At 73.7% G+C, this 26,602-nt stretch carries 10 protein-coding genes, 1 other RNA gene and 1 pseudogene; 8 read left to right on the forward strand and 4 right to left on the reverse strand.

The window, feature by feature from the left end:
• The first annotated feature begins 2 nt into the window (after positions 1-2).
• Positions 3-1,427: a bifunctional RNase H/acid phosphatase gene (locus AB5J56_RS31445; protein ID WP_369237424.1), complete on the forward strand. Its 1,425-nt coding sequence runs from the start codon at positions 3-5 to the stop codon at positions 1,425-1,427.
• A gap of 22 nt (positions 1,428-1,449) precedes the next feature.
• Here AB5J56_RS31445 and AB5J56_RS31450 read toward each other — a convergent pair whose 3' ends face one another.
• Positions 1,450-2,244, reverse strand: a complete 795-nt coding sequence (locus AB5J56_RS31450) for a helix-turn-helix domain-containing protein (protein WP_369237426.1) — start codon at positions 2,242-2,244, stop codon at positions 1,450-1,452.
• Between the two features lie 167 nt (positions 2,245-2,411).
• Between AB5J56_RS31450 and AB5J56_RS31455 the strand changes: the two genes are divergently transcribed.
• Positions 2,412-3,431, forward strand: coding sequence for an NAD(P)-dependent alcohol dehydrogenase (locus AB5J56_RS31455; RefSeq protein WP_369237428.1), 1,020 nt, complete (start codon positions 2,412-2,414; stop codon positions 3,429-3,431).
• Between the two features lie 22 nt (positions 3,432-3,453).
• On the opposite strand, the gene eda is transcribed toward AB5J56_RS31455, so the two are convergent.
• Both eda and yaaA read right to left on the reverse strand, forming a co-directional pair.
• Positions 3,454-4,137 (reverse strand): bifunctional 4-hydroxy-2-oxoglutarate aldolase/2-dehydro-3-deoxy-phosphogluconate aldolase, encoded by a 684-nt coding sequence (eda, locus tag AB5J56_RS31460; protein ID WP_369237430.1) that lies wholly within the window; start codon positions 4,135-4,137, stop codon positions 3,454-3,456.
• A 73-nt stretch (positions 4,138-4,210) separates the two neighbouring features.
• A complete protein-coding gene (gene yaaA, locus AB5J56_RS31465) occupies positions 4,211-5,011 on the reverse strand; it encodes a peroxide stress protein YaaA (RefSeq protein WP_369237432.1) in 801 nt (266 codons plus the stop codon).
• 103 nt (positions 5,012-5,114) lie between these two features.
• Here yaaA and AB5J56_RS31470 point away from each other — a divergent pair, with 103 nt between their 5' ends.
• The 4 genes and pseudogenes from AB5J56_RS31470 to rnpB all read left to right on the forward strand — a co-directional run bounded on the left by AB5J56_RS31470 (position 5,115) and on the right by rnpB (position 8,798).
• Positions 5,115-6,548 carry an RNB domain-containing ribonuclease gene (locus tag AB5J56_RS31470; RefSeq protein WP_369237434.1) on the forward strand — a complete coding sequence of 478 codons (1,434 nt, stop codon included), beginning with the start codon at positions 5,115-5,117 and terminating at the stop codon, positions 6,546-6,548.
• A gap of 106 nt (positions 6,549-6,654) precedes the next feature.
• Positions 6,655-7,479: an AraC family transcriptional regulator gene (locus AB5J56_RS31475; protein ID WP_369237436.1), complete on the forward strand. Its 825-nt coding sequence runs from the start codon at positions 6,655-6,657 to the stop codon at positions 7,477-7,479.
• Positions 7,480-7,561: 82 nt separating this feature from the next.
• Positions 7,562-8,326 (forward strand): annotated as a pseudogene (locus AB5J56_RS31480) (DMT family transporter); the annotation flags it as partial.
• Positions 8,327-8,396: 70 nt separating this feature from the next.
• Positions 8,397-8,798, forward strand: an RNA gene (gene rnpB, locus AB5J56_RS31485) — RNase P RNA component class A.
• 103 nt (positions 8,799-8,901) lie between these two features.
• Here the strand turns inward: rnpB and AB5J56_RS31490 are convergent.
• Complete coding sequence (locus tag AB5J56_RS31490) at positions 8,902-9,954, reverse strand: aldo/keto reductase (protein ID WP_369237440.1); 1,053 nt, start codon at positions 9,952-9,954, stop codon at positions 8,902-8,904.
• 192 nt (positions 9,955-10,146) lie between these two features.
• On the opposite strand from AB5J56_RS31490, the gene AB5J56_RS31495 reads away from it, so the two are divergent.
• Positions 10,147-19,428: a type I polyketide synthase gene (locus AB5J56_RS31495; RefSeq protein ID WP_369237442.1), complete on the forward strand. Its 9,282-nt coding sequence runs from the start codon at positions 10,147-10,149 to the stop codon at positions 19,426-19,428.
• A gap of 25 nt (positions 19,429-19,453) precedes the next feature.
• Positions 19,454-26,563, forward strand: coding sequence for an amino acid adenylation domain-containing protein (locus AB5J56_RS31500; RefSeq protein WP_369237444.1), 7,110 nt, complete (start codon positions 19,454-19,456; stop codon positions 26,561-26,563).
• Positions 26,564-26,602: the final 39 nt, after the last annotated feature.

The following is a 26,602-nucleotide window of genomic DNA, read 5'->3' on the forward strand; positions in this document are numbered from 1 at the left end:
GGGTGCGGGAGTTCATCGTCGAGGCCGACGGCGGTTCCCGGGGCAACCCGGGGCCCGCGGGCTACGGCTCCGTGGTCATCGACGCGGCCACGGGGGAGACGCTGGTGGAGGTCGCCGAGTACCTCGGGATCGCCACCAACAACGTCGCGGAGTACCGGGGCCTGGTGGCCGGGCTGAAGGCGGCCCGCGAGCTGGACCCCACCGCCTCGGTCCGGGTCCGGATGGACTCCAAGCTCGTCGTCGAGCAGATGTCCGGGCGCTGGAAGATCAAGCACCCGGACATGAAGCCCCTCGCGGCCGAGGCCGCCCGCGTCTTCCCGCCGTCCCAGGTGACGTACGAGTGGATCCCGCGCGCGGAGAACAAGCACGCGGACCGGCTGGCCAACGAGGCGATGGACGCGGGCAAGCGGGGCGAGCAGTGGTCACCGTCGGCGTCGACGGCCGAACTGGACGCCCGCGCCGCCCGGGCCGCGGGGCCCGAACCGTCGGGCCCGCCCGGAGACGCGGCCGCAGGCGCGGCGAAGGCCCGCGCGGCGCTGGCCGGCGCGCGGGGACCGTCGACGGCTCCGGATACGGGCACGTCCTCGGGCGGGGCCGCCTCCGGTACGTCGGACGGTGGCGCCTCCGGTACGTCCGGTGTCCCCGTGTCGTCCGGTGAGTCCGACTTCCTTCTCTCGCCCGGTGGTGGAGCCGCGAAGGGCCGTGCCGATGTGCGGGCCGCGCGGAACGTGGCCGCCGGGGCGCAGGCCGCCGCTCAGCCCGCCGGGGCGCCGTCCGTCGGCTGGGGTGCTCCTGCCGACATGGGGGCGCCCGCCACCTTCGTACTGCTGCGGCACGGCGAGACCCCGCTGACGCCGCAGAAGCGGTTCTCCGGCAGCGGTGGCGCCGATCCGGCGCTGTCCGCGGTGGGCCGGGAGCAGGCCGAGCGGGCCGCTGCGGCGCTGGCCGCACGCGGCACGATCCAGGCGATCGTCGCGTCGCCGCTCACCCGCTGCCGCCAGACCGCGCAGGCCGTCGCCGACCGGCTCGGGCTCGACGTGGTCGTCGAGGACGGGCTGCGCGAGGCCGACTTCGGCGCCTGGGAGGGCCTGACCTTCGGCGAGGTGCGCGAGCGCCACCCCGAGGACCTGAACACCTGGCTCGCCTCGGCGGACGCCGAACCGACCGGCGGCGGCGAGAGCTTCGAGGCGGTCGCCCGGCGCATCGCCGTCACCCGCGACAAGCTCATCGCCTCGTACGCGGGCCGCACGGTCCTGCTCGTCACCCACGTCACGCCGATCAAGACCTTCGTACGGCTCGCCCTCGGCGCCCCGCCGGAGTCCCTGTTCCGGATGGAGCTGTCGGCGGCCTCGATCTCGGCGGTGGCGTACTACGCGGACGGCAACGCGAGCCTACGGCTGCTGAACGACACGTCGCACCTGCGCTGAGGCCGTCCCCGACGGCGGGTGGCTACCGACGGGTGGCGCGCGCCCGCAGGATCTCCGCCGTCTCCCGGTCCGCCGGGAGGAACGCCTCCAGGTGGAGCTCGGCGAGGGTGACGTCCACCGCCGTCGCGAAGGACGTCAGAGTCGTCAGCAGTCTCAACTCGCCCTCCGCGCACCGCAGTCGCAGCGGGACGGCGAAGCCGAGATAGTCCGCGCCGGGCTCGCTCCGCGGCACGTACCCGTCCAGCTCCTCGGCCAGCGCGTCGAGGAGTGGATCGGGGCTGCGTACGGCGCGGGCCCGCAGGTTCTCCACGATGTGCCGGCCCCAGGCGTCCAGGTTCACCACCCGGGACGCCATGCCGCGCGGGTGCAGCGCGAGCCGCAGCACGTTCACCGACGGCCCGAGCAGCGCCGGGTCGGCCCCTTCGGTGAGGACGTCGAACGCCTCGTTGGCCGCGACGAGTTCACCCCGTGGCCCCGCCACCAGCGCCGGATACGGCAGATGCCCATCGAGGATGCTGTCCAGCGCCTCCCTAACCGGCTTGAGCGCGGCCGCGTCGAGAGCCGACTCGGCGAACGCGGGCGCGTAACCGGCCGCCAGCAGCAGGGAGTTGCGCTCCCGCAGGGTCAGGCCCAGTGACTCGGCGAGCCTGATCACGATCTCCCGGCCGGGCACCGACCGCCCGCGCTCGATGAAACTGACGTACCGCTGGGTCGTCCCCGCCCGCGAGGCGAGCTCCAGCTGACTGACCCGGCGGGCGGTGCGCCAGCGCAGCAACTCCCGGGCGAACGGGGGCGTTTCGATGATGGTCGCGGTCATGACTCAGTTGTACGTCATGGGTACGACAACCGACCTTCGAACGGACCCGGGTTGCCCCGTCATACCCCGCCGGGAATTGAGCGGCTCACCCCGCCCGAGCAGCATGGACGCATCCACGGAGCCCCGATCCAAGGGCTCGCCGCAGGAGTTCACCCCAGGGGGCGAAGATGCGCACGTACCACCTTCAGACGCTCGGCACCGTCGACGGGATCGTCCACCGCGACTCCGAGCCGCGCCCGGAACCCGGCCCCCGTGACATCGTCGTCCGCGTCCGTGCCGTCTCCCTCAACAAGCGCGATCTGCTGATCCTGAAGGGGACTTACCCGCTGAAGGCCGTTCCGGACGTGATCCCGGTGAGCGACGGTGCGGGCGAAGTCGTCGCGGTGGGCGGGGAGGTGACCCGGTTCAAGGTCGGCGACCGGGTGATGGGGACGTACTTCCCGAACTGGCGCGACGGGCGGATCACCGCGGCGCAGTTCGACCAGCCGGGCGCCAGCCTGAGCGGCATGCTCGCCGAGTATGTTCGCCTCGACCAGGAGGCGGCGGTGCGCGTTCCGGACCATCTGACCTGGGAGGAGGCGGCCTGTCTGCCCTGCGCCGGGGTCACCGCGTGGCACGCCCTCACCGGCGGCGAGCCGCTCCTGCCCGGCCAGACCGTGCTGACGCTGGGCACCGGTGCGCTGTCCCTCTTCGTGGTGCGGTTCGCCAAGGCGCTGGGCGCCGAGGTCATCGCGACGACCTCCAGCGCGGCCAAGGCGGACCGCCTCAAGGCGCTCGGCGCGGACCACGTCGTCAACTATGTGGAGAACCCCGAATGGGGCGCGGCCGTACGGGAGTTGACCGGCGGCCGGGGCGCCGACCTCGTCGTCGAGACCAACGGCCCCGAGACCATTGAGCAGTCGATGCGCGCCTCAGCCCTCTACAGCCAGATCGTGCTGCTGATCACCGGCAGCCCGCGCAGGTCCGGCATCGAGATCTCCAACGCGGCGTACGCGGCGAGCCTGGCCACCATCCGCCGCGTCTTCGTCGGCAGCCGCACCCACTTCGAGGCCATGAACCGGGCCGTCTCCCTGCACGGCATCCGCCCGGTGATCGACCGCGTCTTCGGCCTCGACGAGGTCCACGAGGCGTTCCGGTACTACGAGGGCGGTACCGCCTTCGGCAAGGTCGTCATCAGCATGGCCTGAGTGATCCGTATGGCCTGAGCGGTCAGCATGGCCTGAGCGCCGCCGCCTCCCGGGCCAGCGCCTCCACCCGCCCCCAGTCCCCGGCCGCGACGGCGTCCCCCGGAAGCATCCAGCTCCCGCCCACACAACCGACGTTGGGCAGCGCCAGATACTCCGGAGCGGAGTCGGGGCCGATGCCGCCGGTCGGGCAGAACCGCGCCTGGGGGAGCGGTCCGGCCAGCGACTTCAGGTACGCCGTGCCGCCCGCGGCCTGCGCAGGGAAGAACTTCATCTCCCGCACGCCGAGTTCGAGAAGTGTCACGACCTCCGAGGTGGTGGACACCCCCGGCAGGAACGGCACCCCGGACGCCCGCATGGCATCGAGGAGTACGTCCGTCCAGCCGGGGCTCACCAGAAAGCGCGCGCCGGCGGCCACGGAGTCGGCCACCTGCGCGGGGGTGAGGACCGTGCCCGCGCCGACCACCGCGTCCGGCACCTCGGCCGCGATCGCCCGGATCGCGTCGAGCGCCGCCGGGGTCCGCAGGGTCACCTCGATCGCGGGCAGCCCGCCCGCCACCAGCGCCCGCGCCAGCGGTACGGCGTCGGCGGCGTCCGTCAGCACGACGACGGGGACGACGGGCGCGAGGTCCAGTACGGAGGCGGACGGCGAGGCGGATGGCGAGTGGGGCGGTGAGGCAGACGGCGACGAGGGCAGCGACGAGGTCATGTCCCTCATCCTGCCCGGGGTGTGCAGCATGCGCAAAGGTCGTTGCGCATGCTGCAATGGCACCAAGTAGGGGTCAGTGGATCTCCGTCACCACCACGTCCAGCGCCCACGCCTTCCCGGCCCTGCCCGGAGCCTGCGCCTCCACCGCGTACCCGAGGTCCCGCAGCGCCTCCACCAGCGCCGCCGGGTCCTTGGGCGCCGCGCCCGCAAGCAGCAGACTGCGCACGATCCTGCCCTTCGTCGCCTTGTTGAAGTGGCTGACGACGGACCGCTTCTCGACCCCGTTCACCATCTGCGAGTGCAGCACCCGCACCGTCGCCGTGCGCCCCGCGACCTCGCCCTTCGGCTTCCACGCGGTCGTGTACGCCGACGACCGCAGGTCGAGCACCAGCCCGTCTCCCGCCGCCTCGGGCAGGGCCGCGGCCATTGGCGCCCGCCAGTGCGCGCCCAGCGCCCCGAGCCCCGGCAGCTTCACGCCCATCGAGCAGCGGTAGGAGGGGATCCGGTCGGTCACCCGGACCGCGCCCCACAGGCCCGAGAACACCAGCAGCGAGCGCGCCGCCCGCTTCTTCGCCGCCGCGTCGAGCGAGGACAGCTCCAGGGAGTCGTACAGGACCCCCGTGTAGATCTCGCCCGCCGGGCGCGCGCCCGCCGTCCGCAGCTGTGTGTTCTTCGCGATCTCGCCGCGCAGACCCTCGCTCAGCCCGAGTACCTCACGCGCCTTCTCCTCGTCGGCGACGCACAGCTCGACCAGCTCCTCAAGGACCGCCTGCCGCGCCTCGGCGAGCCCGGGGAGCGACAGCGACTCCGGCTTCAGCGGGGTGCCGCGGCCCGAGGGGGCCTTGCCTTCGGACGGGGGGAGCAGGACGAGCACGGTGGTTTCTCCTTGCGGTGGGTACGGCCCGGCGCCAGCCTAAAGGGTGCCGCCGGGCCGTCCTCGCGCGCCGGACCGGCCGGACTGTGCCTACGCTCGCTGTATGCCTCGCCGCCACATACGTGTTGCCGGTGCACCGGAGGCTCCGCTGCGAGCCGCGCTGCGCGCCCTGCGAACCGAACTCGGCGTGCCCGAGACGTTCTCACCCGAAGTGCTCGAAGAGGCCGCGCGGGCACCCCGGCTGCCGTCGTACGACGCGACGGACATTCCCCTCTTCACCATCGATCCGCCCGCGTCCACGGACCTCGACCAGGCGATGCACCTCGCGCGACGCCCGGGCGGCGGCTACCGCGTCCGGTACGCGATCGCCGATATCGCCGCCTTCGTCGTACCCGGTGGAGCCCTGGACGCCGAGGCCCACCGCCGTGTCACGACGCTGTACTTCCCCGACGAGCGGGTCCCGCTGCACCCGTCCCAGCTCTCCGAGGGCGCCGCCAGCCTCCTCCCGGACCAGACCTGCCCGGCCGTGCTGTGGACGATCGACCTCGACGCGGACGGACGTACGGAGGCGACCGACGTGCGCCGGGCGCTGGTGCGCAGCCGGGCCAAGCTCGACTACGCGCACGTACAGAAGGAGATCGGCGCGGGCACCGCCGAGGAACCGCTCGCCCTCCTCAAGGGCATCGGGGAGCTGCGCGAACGGCTGGAGGTGGAGCGCGGGGGCATCTCCCTGAACGTGCCCGAACAGGAGATCGTCGAGCGCGACGACACCTATGAGCTGGCCTACCGCGCCCCGCTCCCGGCCGAAGGCTGGAACGCGCAGATCTCCCTGCTGACCGGGATGGCCGCCGCCGACCTGATGCTCGCCCACGGCACCGGCGTCCTGCGGACCCTGCCCGCCGCCCCCGACGGCGCCGTCGGCCGGCTGCGCCGTACGGCCAAGGCCCTGCGCATCGACTGGCCGCACCACGTCTCGTACGCCGAGCTCATCCGCTCCCTCGACCCGCACCGGCCGCACCACGCGGCCTTCCTCCAGGAGTGCACGACGCTGCTGCGCGGCGCCGGCTACACGGTCTTCCGCGACGGCGTGCTCCCCGCGGTCACCTCGCACGCCGCGGTCGCCGCGCCGTACGCGCACTGCACGGCACCGCTGCGCCGCCTCGCCGACCGCTACGCCGCGGAGATCTGCCTCGCGGCCGTCGCGAACCAGGCACCCCCCGACTGGGTCCTGGCCGCCCTCGACGCCCTCCCCAAGGAGATGGCCGACGGCAACCGGCGTGCGGGCACCGTCGAGCGCGAGTGCGTCGACATCGTGGAGGCCGCCCTGCTCAAGGACCGGGTGGGCGACGTCTTCGAGGGCTGCGTGGTGGACGTGCAGGAGCACGAACCCACCGTCGGGACCGTCCAGTTGGAGTCCCCGGCCGTCTTCGCCCGCATCGAGGGCGGTACGGCGCCGCTGCCCCTGGGGGAGCGGCTGCGGGTACGGCTGACGCGGGCCGATCCGGGGACGGCGAAGGTGCAGTTCGCGCCCGCGTGACGGGGGCGGCATGAAAACAGCGAACGCAGACGTTGCGGCTGTGAGGAGACCGACGACAGCCGGTCCGAACGGACTCACACACCGAAGCCGGGGGAGGCAGACGCACATGACCGCACGTGAAGAGGCCCGCTGGACCCGGACCACCCTCGGCCGTGACGGGGGCCCTCTCCACCTGCTGACCGCCCGCTTCGACCAGCACCGCTACGCACCCCACGCCCACGAGGAGTTCACCGTCGGCGTCTGCGTCGGCGGCGCCGAGATCATCGACTACCGGGGCGGCCGGATCCGCACCGGCCCCGGCTCGATCGTCGTCATGGCCCCCGGCGAGGTGCACACCGGCGGCCCGGCCATGCCGGGCGGATACGCCTACCGAGCCCTGTACCCGGAGGCCTTCCTCCTCACCGAGGGCACCCTGACCGTCCCGCACTTCCGCGAACCGCTCCTCGACGACCCCGAGCTGGCCACCGCCCTGCGCGTCGCGCACACCGAACTGACCCGCTGCCCCGACCCGTTGGAGGCCGAGTCCCGCCTCCCGTGGCTGCTCACGGCCCTGGCCCGTCGCCACGGCACGGCCCGCCCGGTCTGCGACCTCGTCCCGGGAGGGGCCGGAATAGCCCACGCCGTACGCGACCGGCTCGCCGACGAACTCCAGGCACCCCCGTCCCTCGGCTGCCTCGCCACCGACCTGGGCCTGTCCCGCTATCAACTCCTGCGCGCCTTCCGTACGACGATGGGCCTGCCGCCGTACGCCTGGCTAGCCCAGCACCGGGTGAACCGAGCCCGGAGCCTCCTGGACGCCGGGCTGCGCCCCGCCCAGGTCGCGCCGCTCGTGGGCTTCGCCGACCAGGCGCATCTCACGCGCTGGTTCCGCCGGGTGCTGGGGGTCACCCCGGCGGCGTACCGCAACAGCGTTCAAGACGCCGGCCGCTGACCCGGCCGAAACTGGCCGCATGACTGCACGCGGCTGGCTTCTGTTCTCCCTGATGGGAGTCCTCTGGGGCATCCCCTACCTGATGATCAAAGTGGCGGTGGACGGGGTCTCCCCGTCGATGGTCGTCTTCGCGCGCTGCGCGCTCGGCGCCGCGCTCCTGCTCCCCTTCGCCGTACGACAAGGGGGACTGACCACCGTCGTCCGCGCGCACTGGCGCCCGATGCTCGCCTTCGCCTGTATCGAGATCATCGGCCCCTGGTGGACCCTGACGGACGCCGAACGCCACCTCTCCAGCTCCACGGCGGGCCTGCTGATCGCGGGCGTCCCCATCGTCGGAGTCGTCCTCGCCCGCTTCTTCGGCGACACGGAACAGCTGGGCGCCCGCCGCACGACGGGCCTGGCGCTGGGCCTGGCCGGAGTCGCGGTCCTCACCGTCCCCCACCTCACCGGCGGCGACGCGCGCTCCCTGGTAGAGGTGCTGATCACGGTCCTCGGCTACGCCACCGCGCCCTTGATCATCGCCCGCTATCTCAAGCCTGTCCCCACCCTCCAGCTGATAGCCCCGTGCCTCCTGCTGGCAACGCTCGTCTACACCCCCGGCGCGATCGCCAGCTGGCCCTCCGAGGTCCCCTCCACCCAGGTCCTGGCCTCCCTCGCCGGCCTGGGCGTCATCTGCACGGCCCTCGCCTTCGTCGCCTTCCTCGAACTGATCCGGGAGGCGGGCCCGACCCGTGCGGTGGTCTTCACCTACGTCAACCCGGCCGTGGCCGTGGCGGCGGGCGCGACCTTCCTCGACGAGCGCCTGACGCCCGGGGTCCTTGCCGCCTTCGCCCTGATCCTGGCGGGCTCGTTCCTGGCGACGGCGGCCTCGGGGCCGAGCAGGCGGGTACGCCCGGTAGCATGGTCGACACGGCAGACGAGCCGGGCGGGCGGCCGCGTGGAGGTTCTTGTGGACCTTCCCGAGGAACGTCCGGGCTCCACAGGGCAGGGTGATGGCTAACGGCCACCCGGGGTGACCCGCGGGACAGTGCCACAGAAAACAGACCGCCAGGGATCTCGATCCCTGGTAAGGGTGAAACGGTGGTGTAAGAGACCACCAGTGCCCAGGGCGACCTGGGCAGCTAGGTAAACCCCACCCGGAGCAAGGTCAAAAGGAAACACCCAGGTGTTTCTGCGCGGACGTTCGAGGGCTGCCCGCCCGAGTCCGCGGGTAGACCGCACGAGACCGGCGGCAACGCCGGTCCTAGATGGATGGCCGTCTCCCCGGCCGCCGCGAGGCGACCGGGCGACAGAACCCGGCGTACAGCCTGACTCGTCTGCCTCTCTGGGCTCTGACCCGGCCATACGGCCAGGTCGGGGCCCTTTTATGCGCCGGGCCCCAAGGGACGATGACCCCTGGGGCCCGACTCGGTGGGGAGTGGCTCAGGCGGCCGTCGCCGGGCCCTCGCCGGCTCCGGTGGTCTTGATCGCCTGGGTGATCTCGGTGAAGTCGGCCGAGGTCAGTTCCAGCGTCGAGGCGGCGATCCAGCCGTCCACCTGCTCGGGTGTGCGGGCGCCGACGATCGCGCCGTTGATGCCGGGCCAGGCCAGTGCCCACGCGACGGCGACGGCGCCGGTGGAGACGCCGTGCCGCTCGGCCACCGGGACGAGGGCGGCGGCGAGGGCGAGGTTGGCGTCCAGGCCGGTGGTGAAGTCGGGGTGGGTCTTGCGCCAGTCGTCGTCCGGCAGCGCGGCCGCGCGTGCCTTGGAGAACGCTCCGGTCAGCAGGCCCGACTGCTGGGGCGAGTACACGATGACACCGGTGCCCGCCGCCTCCGCCTGTGCGATCAGTTCGGCCGAACCGCGGTTGATCGCCGAGAAGGGCGGCTGGACGACGTCCACGTGGGCGACCCGCTCGGCGGCGGCGACCTGCTCGGGGGAGTGGTTGGACAGACCGATGGCGCGGACCTTGCCCTCGGCCTTCAGGTCGGCCATGACCTGCCAGTACTCCTCCAGCGGAGTGCCGCCGACGGCGGCGGCCTGGGCCTGCGGGTCGTTGTAGTCGAGGGCCTCGCCGCCGGTGTCGGGCCAGTGCACCTGGTACAGGTCGATGCTCTCGACGTTCAGGCGGCGCAGCGAGCCCTCGACCTCACGGCGAACGCTGGCGGGCGTCATGGAGTTGCGCGGGGCCGCGGTCGGGTCGTTGTCGTCCCAGATCAGGCCGCACTTGGTGAAGACGTAGGGGCGGTCGGCCTCGGGGAAGTCGGCGATGGCCTTGGCGATGACCTCCTCGGAGTGACCCAGACCGTAGACGGCGGCGGTGTCGATCCAGTTGACCCCGGCCTCGATCGCGTGCCGGATGGCGGCGACCGAGGCGTCGTCGTCCTGGGCACCCCAGGCGTAATGCCAGCCCCCGCCACCGATGGCCCAGGCCCCGAAGCCGGTGCGGCTGATGGTCATTGCGCTCGTGCCGAGCTGCTTGGCAGGCAGTGTCATGGGACTTGCAACCCTCCGCTTGTGGATGCTGATTCGGTGACGAATCTATATAAGAGATCTTACATTTGCAAGCGCTCGGACCTTATCGCCGCGGTTGGTTGACGGTCCATGTAAGATCTCTTATGGTCATTCGGTATCTGAGTGTCTGGGTTCACTGCGGGGGCATCGACAATGGACATTGCTGGTCAAGGCGTGTGTGATCTTCCTTCGCGCGCGGTCGCGGTCGTCGGGATCGGCTGCCGGTTTCCGCAGGCGGACGGGCCGGGCGCGTTCTGGCGGCTGCTGCGCGACGGCGGTGACGCGATCACCGATCGGCGGGGCGGACGGGGGCCGGCGCGTGGCGGGTTCCTCGATCGGGTGGACGGGTTCGATCCCGAGTTCTTCGGTGTCTCGCAGCGCGAGGCCGTGGCCATGGACCCGCAGCAGCGGCTGGCCCTCGAACTGGCCTGGGAGGCCGTCGAGGACGCCAGGACCCTGCCGGGCGACCTTGCGGGCAGCCGGACGGGCGTGTTCCTCGGCGTGATCGCCGACGACTACGCGACGCTGCTGCACGGCCTGGGCACCGACGCGGTGACCGGGCACACGCTGACCGGGTTGCAGCGCGGGGTGATCGCCAACCGGATCTCGTACGCACTGGGCCTGACCGGTCCGAGTCTGGTGGTGGACAGTGGCCAGTCGTCGTCACTGGCCGCCGTGCACCTGGCGTGTGCCAGCCTCCGCAGCGGTGAGTCAGACCTGGCCCTGGCCGGCGGGGTGAACCTGATCCTCGCCCCGGAGAGCACCCTGGCCCTGGAGCGGGCCGGGACGCTGTCGGCACACGGGCGCTGCTTCACCTTCGACGCGCGCGCCGACGGCTACGTCCGGGGCGAGGGCGGCGGGGTCGTCGTACTCAAGCTCCTGGAGGCCGCCGTACGGGACGGCGACCGCATCCATGCCGTCATCCGCGGCAGCGCGCTGAACAACGACGGTGCGACCGAGACGCTGCCGACGCCGGGCCGCGCGTCGCAGGAGCGGGTGCTCCTCGCCGCCTGCGCCGACGCCGGCGTCGAGCCGGGCGAGGTGCGGTACGTCGAGCTGCACGGGTCGGGGACGCGGGTCGGCGACCCGATCGAGGCCGCCGCGCTCGGGGCGACGCTGGGCTCGGCACGTACGAAGGACGCCCCGCTGCTGGTCGGGTCGGTGAAGACGAACATCGGTCATCTGGAGGGCGCGGCCGGGATCGCCGGCTTCATCAAGACCGTCCTGTGCGTCCGCGAGCGCGAACTCGTGCCCAGCCTGAACCATGTTGAGCCCGGTGAGCGGATCCCGCTCCACGAGCTGCGTCTACGGGTGAACACCGAGACCCGGTCGTGGCCGTCGCCGTCGCAGTCGCCGGACGGGCAACTGATCGCGGGAGTCAGCTCGTTCGGGATCGGCGGCACCAACTGCCACCTGATCCTCTCGGACTGGCGGGGCGCGGAGCCCGACGTAGGCGAAGAGGATGCCGGAGCGCTGCCCTGGGTCCTGTCGGGGCGTGACGAAACCGCGCTGCGGGACCAGGCCGAACGGCTGCGCGCTCATGCGCAGGCGCGTCCGGAGCTCGGCGTGGCTTCGGTGGCCCGGTCGCTGGCCGTCACCCGCACCACGTTCGAACACCGTGCCGTCGTCGTCGCGGACGAGCGGGACGGCTTCCTCGCCGAACTGCAGACGCTCGCGGCCGGGCAGCCGTCGGCGGCCGTCGTGACGGGCCGACGCGAAGGGCCGCCGGTCCGGCCGGTCTTCGTCTTCCCCGGCCAGGGCTCGCAATGGGCGGGCATGGCAGCGGAGTTGATCGGGACCTCCGCCGTCTTCGCCGAGCGGATCTGGGCATGCTCCGACGCGCTCAGCCTGTACGTGGACTGGTCGGACTGGTCGCTGATCGACGTCCTGCGCGGGGTCCCCGGTGCGCCGCCGCTGGAGGGCGACGAGGTCATCCAGCCCGCGCTGTGGGCGGTGATGGTGTCGCTGGCCGCGCTCTGGCGCTCGGCCGGGGTCGAGCCCGCCGCCGTGGTGGCCCACTCTCAGGGCGAGATCGCCGCCGCCACCGCCATGGGCGCCCTGTCGCTCCAGGACGGCGCGCGGATCGTGGCCCTGCGCAGCCGGGTGCTGAACCGGATCGCGGGCCGTGGCGGGCTGCTGTCGGTGGAACTGCCGGCCGAACAGGTGCGGCGCGATCTCGCCGTGGTGGACGCGTCGCCGTCGATCGCGGCGGTCAACGGCCCCGCGCACACGGTGGTCGCGGGTCCGGTCGCCGCGCTCGACGCACTGGCCGCCCACTACGGGCAGGAGGTGCGCACCAGGCGGCTCGCGATCGACTACGCCTCGCACAGCGCGGATGTCGAGGAACTGCGGGAGGAACTGCTCACCGCCCTCGCCGGGATCACCCCGCGCTCCACCGACGTGCCGTTCCACTCGACCGTCACCGCCGAACCGATCGACACCGCCGAACTGGACCCCGGGTACTGGTTCCGCAACCTGCGCGAGCCGGTCCGGTTCGCACCGGTCGTCGAGGCGTTGCTCGACTCAGGCCACTCGACGTTCCTGGAGGTCAGCCCGCATCCGGTGCTGACGACGGGCATCCGTCAGACGATCGACCTGTACGGCGGGGACGGCGCCGCGCTGAGCACGCTGCGGCGCGGCCACGGGGACCGTCACCGGTTCCTCACGGCGGCGGGCGAGGCGTTCGTGCACGGCGTCGCGGTGAACTGGGCCGCGCTGGGCCCCCGTTCGGCGCCACTGGCCGACCTGCCGACCTATCCGTTCCAGCGCCGCTCCTGTTGGCCACCCGGTCTGCCCGGAGGCAGCGGGCAGATACCTGACGCGACCTCGACGTTGACCTCGACCCCGGCCCCGGTCGTGGCCGTAGACGGGCGTTCCGTGCTGGAGCTGGTCCGGAGCCTCACGGCGGTCGTGCTGGGCGCCGGGTCGGCGGGCGACGTACGGGCCGGGCGGACGTTCCGGGAGATGGGCCTGGACTCGGCCATGACGCTCGAACTGCGCGACCGGCTGTCGGCCGCGACGGGGCTGAACCTGGGGAGCACCGTCCTGTACGACCACCCGAGCCCGGCTGCCCTGGCCGCCGCGATCGGTGAGCTGAACGCGGGCGCGTCCACGGGGGGTTCACCGGCGGAAGCGGAAGCACAGGAGCGGGCCGACGACTCCAAGGTCGACGACCCCGTGGTCATCGTCGGCATGGCCTGCCGGTTCCCCGGCGGGGTGCGCTCGCCCGACGATCTGTGGAACCTGGTCGACACGGCAACCGACGCCATCGGCGACTTCCCCGACGACCGCGGCTGGGACCTGGCGACGCTCCATCACCCGGATCCGGAACGCATCGGGACGTCGTACGTCCGCCGGGGCGGCTTCGTGCGGGACGCGACGGACTTCGACGCGGAGTTCTTCGGGATCAGCCCGCGTGAGGCCCTTGCCATGGACCCGCAGCAACGCCTCCTCCTGGAAGTGGCGTGGGAGGCGCTGGAGCGCGCCGGGATCGACCCCGCGACGCTGCAGGGCAGCCGGACCGGTGTGTTCGCCGGGGCGATGCACTCCGGCTACGGGCCGAGCATGGAAGCGGCCGGGCACGGCGTCGCGGGGCACCTGCTGACCGGCACCAGCGCGAGTGTGATCTCCGGGCGGATCGCCTATGTCCTCGGCCTGAACGGGCCCGCGCTGACCGTGGACACCGCGTGCTCGGCGTCGCTGGTCGCGCTGCACCAGGCGGTGCGGGCGGTGCGGTCCGGCGACTGCTCGCTCGCCCTGGCCGGAGGGGTCACGGTCATGGCGGCCCCCGGCATGTTCGTGGAGCTCTCGCGCCAGCGGGTGCTGGCCGCCGACGGCCGCTGCAAGGCCTTCTCCGCGCAGGCGGACGGCACCGGATGGGGCGAGGGCGCGGGCATGCTCGTCGTCGAACGGCTCTCGGACGCCCGCCGCCAAGGCCACCCCGTCCTGGCGGTCGTCGCCGGAAGCGCCATCAACTCCGACGGCGCCTCCAACGGGCTCTCCGCGCCCAACGGTGTCGCCCAGCAGCGCGTCATCGCGGACGCTCTCGCCGACGCCGGGCTCACGCCGCGGCAGGTCGACGCGGTGGAGGCGCACGGGACCGGCACCGCTCTCGGCGACCCGATCGAGGCGGGCGCCCTGCTCGCCGCGTACGGGCAGGACCGGGACCGGCCGCTGTGGCTGGGGTCCCTCAAGTCCAACATCGGACACGCACAGGCCGCGGCGGGCGTCGGCGGCGTCATCAAGATGGTCCAGGCGATCCGCAACGCGACCCTGCCCGCCACGCTGCACGTCGACGAGCCGTCCCCGCACGTGGACTGGGCTGCCGGGTCGGTGGCCCTGCTCGACCGGGCCCGTCCCTGGCCGGACACCGGCGAGCCCCGGCGCGGCGGCGTCTCCTCGTTCGGGATCAGCGGCACCAACGCGCACGTGATCCTGGCGGAGCCGCCCGCAGAGACCGAGCCCGCCGAACCCGCCGATCCCGCCGAACTCGCCGAAGAGCCGGTACGGCCGCCCGTGGTGCCGCCCGTGGTGCCGGTCGTCCTGTCGGCCCGGACCCCCGACGCGCTGCGGGAGCAGGCCCGGACGCTGGCTGCCGGGCCGCTCGACCCGGTCGGCGCGGCACCGGCCCTGACCGCCCGGACCCCCCTCGACGAGCGCGCCGTGGTGATCGCCCGGGACCGGCAGGAGGCCGACCGGGCCCTGGACGCCCTGGCCCGCGCCGAAGAGGCCCCCGGCGTCGTCACCGGTCGCGCGGGCGAGCCCGGCCGGACGGTTCTGGTCTTTCCCGGACAGGGCGGCCAGTGGCAGGGCATGGCGGCGGCGCTCGCCGCCGAGAGCCCCGTGTTCGCCGCCCGCCTGGCCGAATGCGAGCGCGCGCTCGCGCCGTACATCGACTGGTCGCTGGCCGACGTCCTGGACGGCGCGCCCGGCCTGCTCGACCGGATCGACGTCGTACAGCCCGCGCTGTGGGCCGTGATGGTGTCGCTGGCCGAGCTGTGGCGGTCGGCCGGGGTCGTCCCGGACGCCGTGGTCGGTCACTCCCAGGGTGAGATCGCCGCCGCCGTCGTGGCCGGAGCGCTCTCCCTCGACGACGGCGCCCGCGCCATCGCGTTGCGCAGCCGTGTGGCCGTCGACCTGATGGGCAGGGGGACGATGGCCGTGATCCCGCTGCCCGCCGAGCGGGTGCGGGAACGACTCGGTACGGTGCCGGAACGACTCGGCGCGCTGAGCATCGCCGCGATCAACGGACCGGCCACCACCGCCGTGGCCGGTGCGTCGGACGCCATCGCCGAACTGGTCGACGGCTACCGGGCCGAGGGCGTCAACGCCCGCGCGATCGCGGCCGCGTTCGCCTCGCACTGCCCGGCGGTCGAACCGATCCGCGAGAAGATCCTGGCCGGGCTGGCACCGCTCGAGCCGCGCACCGGCGAGATCGCGCTGATGTCCTCGGTCACCGCCGACTGGCAGGAGGGCGGCGAGCTCGACGCGACCTACTGGTACCGGAACCTGCGGCACACCGTGCGCTTCCAGGAGGCCGTCCAGGCGCTCATCGCGTCCGGCCACACCACGTTCGTCGAGGTCGGCCCCCACCCGGTCCTTGTCGGCAGCATCGGCCAGATCCTCGAAGAGGCCGGAGCCGACGGCATCGTGACCGGCTCGCTGCGCCGCGACCACGGGGACCTGCGCCGGTTCCTCACCTCGGCCGCCGAGGCCTACGTCCAGGGCGTGCCCGTCGCGTGGGAACGGCTCACCGGAACGGCCGCCGGCCACGTCGACCTGCCCACCTACCCCTTCCAGCGCCGTCGCTACTGGCTCACCAGCACCGCGGGGCCGTCCGGCACGGCCGACCTCGGCCAGGCCCCGGCCGACCATCCGCTGCTCGGCGCGGCCGTCGAACTCGGCGACGGCGAGACCGTGTTCACCGGGCGGCTGTCGACCCGTGCCCACCCCTGGCTGGCCGACCACGCCCTCTCGGGCACGATCGTCGTACCGGGCACCGCGTTCCTGGAGATGGCCCTGCACGCGGGCACGAAGGCCGACGCGGCACGGGTCGAGGAACTGACCGTCTCCACGCCCATGGAGCTCCCGGCGGACGGCGCCGTCGACCTGCGCGTCCGGGTGGCGGGCGAGGACGGGGACGGGCTGCGGAGCTGCCGTATATGGGGCCGGGTGACCGGTGGGGAGTGGATCGAGCACGCCGTCGGAACGCTGGGCAGGGACACGGCTACGGCACCCGCCCAGGCCTCCGGGGAGTGGCCGCCGGCCGACGCGGCGCCCGTGCCGCTGGCCCGCATGTACGAGGACCTCGGCCTGCACGGGTACGAGCACGGGCCGGTGTTCCAGGGGCTACGGGGCGTCTGGCGACGCGACGGCGAACAGTTCTCCGAGGCCGTCCTGCCCGAGCCGGAGGCCGCGAACGCCGGGGCCTACCAGCTGCACCCCGCCCTGCTGGACGCGTCCCTGCACGGCCTGATCGCCGACGCCCTCGGCCGCGAGGGGCAGCGCACGCAGCCGCTGCGCTGGCGCGGAGTGTCCCTGTCCGGTGCGGGTGGCCGGGCTTCCCTGCGGGTGCGTACGGCGCCTGCCGCGGACGGAGGCTTCTCCCTGGTCCTGCTCGACGCCTCGGGCGAACCGGCGGGGCTGGTCGAGTCGCTGGAACTGCGCCCGGTCGCAACGGGCCGCCCGGCCGATCCCGCCGCCATGGCCCGCGACTCGCTGTTCGCGCTGGAGTGGGAAGCGGTGCGCGAGTCGACGGGCGGATCGCCGGCCGGGCAGGTGCCGGTCCCCTGGGACGCCCTCGACCCGGACGCGGTGCTCGCGGCGGGCGAGGCACCCACGTACGCCGTGGTGAGCTGCCCGGCCGGCGAGGACGGGACCGACGCGGCGACGGGCGCCCGGGACGCGGTTCGGCGGGTGCGGGAGCTGCTGGGCCGGTGGCTTGTCGAGGAGCGGCTTGCCGCGACCCGTCTGGTACTGGTGACCCGTGGGGCTGTTGCGGTACGGCCCGGCGAGAGCGTTCGGGACCTCGCCCAGGCGGCGGTGTGGGGCCTGGTGCGGACGGCGCAGGTCGAGCACCCGGGGCGCTTCGTCCTGGTGGACCTCGACCCCGACGCCACCGAGGTTCCGGCCGGGGCGCTGGCGCCGGACGAGAACCAGGCGGCGGTCCGCGGTGGCGCCGTACTGGTGCCCCGGCTCGTGTCCGCAGGAGCAGACGCCGAGCTCAAGCTTCCCGAGGACGCGCCTGCCTGGCGGCTCGACATCCCCGAACGCGGAACCCTCACCGCCCTGGAGGTCCGGCCCTGCCCCGAGGCCGCCGCCGAACCCGGCCCCGGCCAGGTCCGGATCGCGGTCCGCGCCGCCGGGCTCAACTTCCACGACGTCCTGGGCGCGCTCGACATGCACCCCGGCGACCCCGGCCCGCTCGGCCTGGAAGGCGCGGGCGTGGTCACCGCGACCGGCCCCGGTGTCACCGGACTGGCCGTCGGCGACCGGGTGATGGGACTGTTCTCCGGCGCGTTCGCCGCGGTGGCGCACGCCGACCACCGCACCCTCGTCAAGATCCCCGACGGCTGGTCGTTCACCCGGGCCGCCGCCGTGCCGGTCGCCCACCTGACCGCCCTGCACGCGCTGGTCGAGCTGGGAGGCGTGGGCGCGGGCGACCCCGTCCTGATCCATGCCGGGGCGGGCGGCGTCGGCATGGCCGCCGTCCAGCTGGCCCGGCACCTGGGCGCCGAGGTCCACGCGACCGCGAGCCCCGCCAAGTGGCCCGCCCTGCGCGCCCTCGGCGTCGACGACGACCACCTCGCCTCGTCCCGCGAGCCCGGGTTCGGCGAACGGTTCGGCAAGCACTTCGGACAGGGCTTCGGACAGCGCTTCGGTGCGGACGGCCCGCGCATGGCCGTCGTACTGAACTCGCTGACCGGCGAGCTCGTCGACGAGTCGCTGCGGCTGCTGCGCCCCGGCGGGCTCCTGGTCGAACTGGGCAGGACCGACCCGCGCGATCCCGCCGAGGTGGCCGCCGCGCATCCCGGTGCGCGCTACCAGGCGTTCAACCTGCTGCAGTTGCCGCCCGAGCACCTCGCCCGCCTCCTGAACCGAACGGTCGAGCTGTTCGCCGAGGGCGCGTTCAGCTGGCCCGCCGTCACCGACATGGACGTCCGGCGCGCCCCCGAAGCCTTCGGGTTGCTGCGCCGGGGCGCCCACGTCGGCAAGGTCGTGCTCACCGTCCCGCCGGTCCTCGACCCGGACGGAACCGTCCTGATCACCGGCGGGACCGGCGCCATCGGCCGGGCCGTCGCCCGGCACCTGGTCACCGGACACGGCGCACGACGGCTCCTGCTGGCCGGACGCCGTGGCGGCGACGCGCCGGGGGCCCCCGAGCTGGCGTCCGATCTCGACGGGCTCGGCGCCGAGGTGAGCTTCGCGGCCGTGGACGTCGCCGACCGGGAGGCCGTGGCCGCGATGATCGACGCCGTCCCCGACCGGCACCCGCTGACCGCCGTGATCCACGCCGCCGGCGTGGTGGACGACGCGCCGATCACCTCGCTCACCCCCGAACAGATCGACCGGGTGATGCGCGTCAAGGCCGACGGGGCCTGGCATCTGCACGAACTGACCGAGGGTCACCCGCTCACCGCGTTCGTTCTCGTCTCCTCGGTCATGGGGACGCTCGGCGGCGCCGGGCAGGGCGGCTACACCGCCGCCAACGCGTTCCTCGACGGACTCGCCCGACGCCGCCGCGCGCAGGGCCTGCCCGCTCTCGCGCTGGCCTGGGGCCTGTGGGACGACCCGGACGGCATGATCGGCGCCCTCACCGACGCCGACCGCGCCCGCTTCGCACGGGCCGGGCTCGTGGAGCTGGCCCCCGACCATGGCCTGGCCCTGCTGGACGCGGCCCTGCCGTCACCGCACGCGGTCCTGGCGCCGGCCCGGCTCGACCGCGAGATCCTGCGCGGCCTCGGAGCGGACCTTCCGCCGGTCCTTCGCGAGGTCGTGGCGGCCGCCGGAGCCGGGCGGCCCGCGAACGTCCCCGAACACCGGCGCCACCGGCCGCTGCGGCACGAGCTGACCGGCCTGTCCGCCGGTGAACGCGCGGGGATCCTGGCCGATCTGATCCGGACCCACATGGCCGCCGTGCTGGGCTCGCGGCCCGAAGCGATCCCGGACGACAGGCCGTTCGGCGAGCTCGGGTTCGACTCGCTCACCTCGGTGGAGTTCCGCAACCGCCTGGGCGCGGCGACGGACCTCAAGCTCCCGCTCACCCTGCTGTTCGAGGCGCCGACGCTTCCCGAGCTCGTCGCCGTCCTGGACACCGAACTCGTACCGCCGCAGGAGGCCCCGGCCCGTCCGGAGGACAGCCCCCCGGACGTCGAGGCGGACGTAGCGGCGCTCGTCGAAGCCGCGACCGCCGAGGAACTGCTCGACTTCATCGACCGCGAGCTCTCCGGCTCCTGACCCGCCTACGGAGGACCGATCCGTCATGGGATCAGAATCAGAAGAGAAGCTGCTCGGCTACCTCAAGCGCCTCACCCTCGACCTGCACCAGGCGCGTGAGCGCGTGCGCGAGCTGGAGGAGGGCGACCGGGAGCCGATCGCGATCGTCGGCATGGCGTGCCGGTACCCGGGCGGGATCGACTCGCCCGCCGCCCTGTGGCGGCTGCTGGCCTCGGGCGGGGAGACCGTCGGCGCGTTCCCCCGCGACCGGGGCTGGGACGACGGCCTGTACGACCCCGGCAACGGCGGCCGCAGCCTGACCGGCTCCGGCGGCTTCCTCTACGACGCGGCGGACTTCGACGCGGGCTTCTTCGGCATCAGCCCGCGCGAGGCCCTGGCCATGGACCCGCAGCAACGGCTGCTCCTGGAGACCGCCTGGCGGGCCTTCGAGGACGCCGGGATCGATCCGGAGTCGGTGCGCGACACCGAGACCGGCGTGTTCACCGGGCTGTCCTGTCACGACTACGGGCTGGGGCGCGGCGACGTGCCCGAGGAGGCCGAGGGCTTCCTGACGACCGGGTCGGTGGGCGGCGTCGCGTCCGGCCGGATCTCGTACACGTTCGGCCTGCGCGGCCCGGCGATCACCGTGGAGACGGCCTGTTCGTCGTCGCTGGTGGCGCTGCACCTGGCCGTGCAGTCACTGCGCCGCGGCGAGTGCACGATGGCGCTGGCGGGCGGCGCGACGATCATGTCCACGCCGCAGCTGTTCACCGAGTTCACCCGCATGCAGGGCCTGTCGCCGGACGGCCGCTGCCGCCCCTTCTCGGCCGCCGCCGACGGCAGTGGGCTCTCCGAGGGCGTGGGCCTGCTGCTGGTGGAACGGCTGTCGGACGCCAGGCGGCTCGGTCACCCCGTGCTGGCCGTGGTGCGCGGCAGCGCGGTGAACCAGGACGGCGCCAGCAACGGCTTCACCGCGCCGAGCGGTTCCGCGCAACAGCGGGTCATCCGGCAGGCGTTGAAGGACGCGCGGCTGTCGCCCGGTGACGTCCAGGTGGTGGAGGCGAGCAGCACCGGCACCCCGCTCGGCGACCCGATCGAGGCGCGTGCCCTGCTGGCCGCCTACGGGCGTGACCGGGACCTGCCGCTGCGGCTCGGCTCGCTGAAGTCCAACATCGGGCACTCCCAGGCGGCGGCGGGCGTCGCCGGGGTCATGAAGACGGTGCTGTCGATGCGTCACGGCAGGCTCCCCGCCACCCTGTTCGTGGACGAGCCCACCCCGCACGTCGACTGGGCGGCGGGCGCGGTCGAACTCGTCGCCGAGGAGACCGCGTGGCCGGAGACCTCGGGGCGGCCGAAACGCGCCGCGGTGTCCTCGCAGGGCATCAGCGGCACGAACGCGCACGTGATCATCGAAGAGGCTCCGGTCGTCCTCGGCGAGGTGCCGTCCGGCGAGGAGCTTCAGGCCGCCCGGCAGGATGTGCCACGCGTGTTGGTCCGGCCCGCCGGGCAGGACGAGCCACGCCTGTTGACCCTGTCGGCCAGGACGCCGGCCGCGCTCGCCGAGCTCACCGCGCGCTACGTCGATCTGCTGGCCGACGGCTCCGACGCCGGGCAGGCCGGTGGTGACGGCGGTGCCGTCGGCGATCCGCTCGCGGCAATATGCCGCACCACGAGCCTCGGGCGGGCGCACTTCGCGCACCGGCTCACGGCCGTCGCGTCCTCGCGCGCCGAGCTGCGGGACCTCCTCACCCGGACGCGTCCCGGCGAGGCGCCGCCGCCCGGCGTACGCGTCGGCGCGCGGAGCCCGGAGTCCGGCCGGGGCCCGGTGTTCCTCTTCACCGGCCGCCCGGATTCGCCGTACGCCGACACGGTCGCCGAACTGGCCGAGGCGGAGCCGGTGTTCCGCCGGGCCCTGGACCTTTGCGCCCAGTGCGACCAGCGGGCCGATGCGTCCGGTGTCCGGCCCTCGCCGTTCGCCGTCGCGTACGCGCTCGCCGAGCTGTGGCGGTCGTGGGGCGTGGAGCCCGTCGCCGTCCTCGGCCACGGCATCGGCGAGCTGGTGGCCGCGTGCGTCACGGGCACGATGAGCCTGGAGGACGCGCTGCGGGCGGCGGCAAGGACTCCAGCAGACGCCGCCGAGCCCGATCGGTTCACCGACGAAATCGCCGGGTTGCTACGGGACGGCCACCGGACCTTCGTGGAGATGGGCCCCGCCTCGCCGCTCCTCGACCAGGTGCGGACGACCGAGCACACCGCGTTCCTGCCGTCGCTGCGCGCGGGGCAAGAGAGAGGGGACGCCCGGCGCACCCTCCTCGACAGCCTCGGCGCGCTCTACACCCGAGGCGCCCGCATCGACTGGACCCGCGTGCACGGCGAGCCCGCCGGGGCGCCCGCGTCGCTGCCCGGATACCCGTTCCAGCGCGAGCGCTACTGGCTCTGGACGGGAGACCCCCGCAGGGAACAAGCACCCGCGCACGGCGGCCCGTTGGTCGCGCAGATACGGCTCGTCGCCGCCGACGGCACGCCTGTGGCACTCGCGGACGGCGTACGGCTGGAAGCGGCGCCCGGTGCGGTCGGGTTCGCGTCGGGCGGTGTGGGGCTGGAAGCGGCGCCCGGTGCGGTCGGGTTCGCGTCGGGCGGTGTGGGGCTGGAAGCGGCGCCCGGTGCGGTCGAGTTCGCGTCCGACGGCGTACGGCTGGAAGCGGCGCCCGGTGCGGCCGAGTTCGCGTTCGACGGCGTTCGCCTCGATGCGCTGTCCGGCACGGTCAACCCCGCGTCCGACGCCGTAGACCCGGAAACGGCAGCAGGTGCGGGCGAGCCCTCCGCGCCCGGGACCGGCAGCGCGGCCGCGCTGGTGATCGGCATGGTCGGCCGGGCGCGCGGCGCGGCCGTCACCGGCGACGATCTGCACCTGCCGCTGCGGAGCCTGGGCATCGACTCGCTGATCGCGATGGACATCCGGGGAACCCTCGCCCGGCGGCTGGGCGTCGACCTTCCGCTGCCCGACCTGCTGGACGGCCGGAGCGTCACCGAGATCGCGCGGACAGTCGAGGCCCGCGCGACCGGCCACGACGCGCCCGCGGACGAACGACCGCCCCTCGCGGCCCTGCCCGCACCACCCACGGAACGCCTCGCCGCGAACCCCGCCGCCCGCCACGACGCCTTCCCCCTCACCGACCTCCAACAGGCCTACCTGGTGGGCCGGACCGACGCCTTCGAGCTCGGCAACGTCTCCACCTCCTTCCTCGTCGAGGTCGACCTGGAGGAGACCGACCTGGGCCGGCTCGCTGCCTCCTTCCGGCTCCTCATCGACCGGCACGACATGCTCCGCGCGGTCGTCGCCAGGGACGGGGACGGGCATGGCCCCGGGTACCAGCGGGTGCTCGCCGAGGTCCCCGACTACCGCATCGCCACGGTCGACCTGCGGACGTGCGACGGCGCCGAACGGGCCCGCCGCCTGGCGGAGATCCACGAGGAGATGCGGAACCAGGTCTTCGACACCGAGGTCTGGCCGCTGTTCGACGTACGGGCGACCCTGCTCGACGCGCGCACGACCCGGCTGCACCTCAACTTCGACGCGCTGATCGTCGACGGCCGGAGTTCCGGGGTGCTGTTCCGGGAGTGGGCGCAGACCTACCGCTCCGGGACGCCCGCGGCACCCGCCCCGGCCCTCACCTACCGCGACTACGTGCTCGCCGCCGCCGAATCGGACGCCGCGCCGCGCGAGAAGTCGCTCGCCTACTGGCAGGCGCGCGTCGCCTCTCTCCCGCCCGCGCCCCGCCTGCCGTTGCGACCGGGACCCGCGCCACGGCGGCCGGTGTTCACCCACCGCACGGGCCGCGTCGGGCCCGAGGCATGGCAGCGCTTCAAGGACCACGCGGCCGCCGCGGGCGTCTCGCCCTCGGCCGCCCTGTGCACCGCGTACGCACAGGTCCTCGCCGCCTGGAGCGCCTCGCCGCGCTTCACGCTCAACCTGCTGGCGTTCAACCGGCGGCCACTGCACGAGGACGTCGGCCGGGTCGTCGGAAACCTCAGCGAGACCCTCCTGCTGGAAGTCGACGCCGCCCCCGCCGAGGACTTCACCTCGGGCGCCACGCGGTTGCAGAACCAGTTGCTGAGCGACCTCGAACACGGGCACGTCAGCGGCGTCGAGGTGCTGCGTGAGCTCAACCGCACCCGGGGCGGCACCGGCCTGGCGGGCATGCCCGTGGTCTTCACCAGCACGATCGGCTTCGCGGGACAGGGCGACGGCGCGCTCACGGCACTACGGGCGCTCGGCGCCGGTGGCGGCACGCTCGCGTCCAGCTCCGTACGGACGCCGCAGGTGTGGCTGGACCACCAGGCCCTGGAGGAGGCCGGGGAACTGGTCCTCAACTGGGACGTGGTGGAGGAGCTGTTCCCCGACGGCGTCGTCGACGGGATGTGGGACGCCTACCTGGACCTGGTGCGGGACCTGTGCGGCGAGGGGGCGTGGCGTCGCCCGCCGTCCGTGCTCGCGCCGCCGGCCGACCTGGAGATCCGTGCGGCGGCCAACGCCACGGACGCCCCCGTCCCCTCCGAACTGCTGCACGACGCGTTCCTGCGGCAGGCCGGGATCCGGCCGGACGCGCCCGCCGTCATCACCGCCGCCCGAACCCTGACCTACGGCGAGGTGGACCGCCGCTCCGACCGGATCGCCCGGTGGCTGCTCGACCAGGGCGCGGGTCCGGGTGTGCTCGTCGGCATCGTGATGGACAAGAGCTGGGAGCAGGTCGTCGCGGCCCTGGGCATCCTCAAGTCCGGCGCCGCCTATGTGCCGGTCGACGCCGCCGTGCCCGGCCGCCGGCTTCGGGTGATCATGGAGACCGCCGGTGTCGAGGTGGTGCTGACCCGGTCGGCGGTCGCGGACGGGCTCGAACTGCCGGACGGAACCCGCGCACTGCACGTCGACACGGCATGGGACGACCCCTACCCGAGCCCCCTGCCCCTTTCCCGGGCCGAGCCCGAAGATCTCGCCTACGTCATCTTCACCTCGGGTTCCACCGGAGTGCCGAAGGGCGTGATGATCGAGCACACCGGTGCGGTCAACACGATCCAGGACATCAACGACCGGTTCGACGTGAGTGCGGACGACCGCGTCCTGGCCCTGTCCGCGCTCCACTTCGACCTCTCGGTCTACGACGTGTTCGGTCTGCTCGCGGCCGGCGGAGCCGTGGTCCTGCCCGACGCGTCGGCGCAGCGCGAACCGGCCGCCTGGCTGGAACTGGTGAACCGGCACCGCGTGACGATCTGGAACAGCGTCCCCGCGCTGATGGACATGTTCGTCGCCCACGTGCGGGCCCTCGGCGGTCCGCCGTCGCTGCGCGTGGTGATGATGAGCGGTGACTGGATCCCCGTCACCCTCCCCGGAGCCATCGCCTCCGTCGTGCCGAACGCGCGCACCTGGAGCCTGGGCGGCGCCACCGAGGCGTCCATCTGGTCGATCCAGTACCCGATCACCCGAGTGGACCCCGACCGCACGAGCATCCCGTACGGCAGGCCGATGCGGAACCAGCGTTTCCATGTGCTGGACGGGGCGCTGCGCCCGCGCCCGATCTGGGTCCCGGGCGATCTGTACATCGCCGGTGCCGGTCTGGCCCGCGGCTACCTCGGCGACGAGGCGAAGACCCGCGCGGCGTTCCTGCGCCACCCGGTGACGGGGGAGCGGCTCTACCGGACCGGTGACCTCGGGCGCTGTCTGCCGGACGGCGACATCGAGTTCCTGGGGCGCGCGGACCTTCAGGTGAAGATCCAGGGGCATCGGATCGAGCTCGGCGAGATCGAGGCGGCGCTGCTGCGCCTGCCGGACGTCCGCGCGGCGGCCGCGGTGGCCGAGGGCGAGCGGGGCGGCCCCAGAAGGCTCGTCGCGTACGCCGTGTCGGACACCCCCGAGGAGGAGCTGCGCGAGGCGCTCGGCCGGGAACTGCCCGGCTACATGGTGCCCGCCCGCATCGTCCTCCTGGACGAGCTGCCGCTGACCGGCAACGGCAAGGTGGACCGCCATCTCCTGCCGTCGCCCGAGGAGTCGGCCCCGCGTTCCGGCGCTGCGGTCGCACCGCGCGATGCGACCGAACGGCTCCTCGCCGAGATCTGGGCCGAGTTCTTCAAGCCCGCAGGCAAGCCCGCAGGCAAGCCCGCCGACAGGCCCGTCGGCATCGGCATCGGCGTCACCGCGAACTTCTTCGACCTCGGCGGCGACTCCATGCTCGCGGTGCGGATGATGGCCCGGATCCGGCAGCGCACCGGCCGGTCGCTGCCGGTGGCCACGCTGCTCGCCCGGCCGACCGTCGAGTCGCTCGCCGAGGTGCTGCGCGATCAGCCCGGCGACGAAGGCCGGGCGGCCCTGGTCACGGTCCGGGACGCCGGAACCCAGCCCCCCTTGATCCTCGTCCACCCGGTCGGCGGCGACGTGCTCTGCTACGCCGGCCTCGGCGCCCTCCTGGACGACGACCAGCCGCTGCACGCCCTCCAGTACCCCGACCAGTACCCAGGCCTCGAACCCGCGCCGCGGTCCGTGGCCGACCTGGCCGCGCACTACGCCGACGCGATCACCGAACGGTTCCCGGACGGCCCGTACCGGCTCGGCGGCTGGTCCATGGGCGGCGTGATCGCCCTGGAGACCGGCCGCCTGCTCGCCGGGCGGGGCAAGGCGGTCGAGCTCGTCGCGGCCGTGGACCTGCTCGAACCGCCCGGCCGCGCCGAACCCGCCTCCGACGCGGCGCTGCTGGCCCGGTTCGCCCGCGACCTGGCCGGGCTGGCGGGCAGCGACTGGAACCCCGGGCCGGCCGAGTTCGAGCCCACCGGCGGCCGGTCCCCGATCGAGGAACTGCGCACGCGGGCCCGCGCCGCCGCCGTCCTGCCGGACGAGATCGACGCCGCCACCCTGGAACGGCTCGCGGGCCGGTTCCTGCGCCTGAGCCGCGCCCTGGCCGACCACGAGCCCACCGCGTACCACGGCAGAGTCCGGCTGCTGCGGGCCATGGACGGGGCCACCGCCTCGACCACCAGGCAGTGGCTGGATCTCCTCGGCGACCGGGCCGAGAGCGTCGACGTGCCCGGCGACCACTACAGCGTCATGCGCCCGCCGAACCTCCAGACGCTGGCAGCCGAGCTCGGCAAGGCCCTGAACGACCTGTGACCCGAACCAGCCGAACCATCAGCCGATTTGAGGAGGACC

The organism is Streptomyces sp. R21 (assembly GCF_041051975.1).
In the GTDB taxonomy this organism is placed as follows: Bacteria; Actinomycetota; Actinomycetes; order Streptomycetales; family Streptomycetaceae; genus Streptomyces.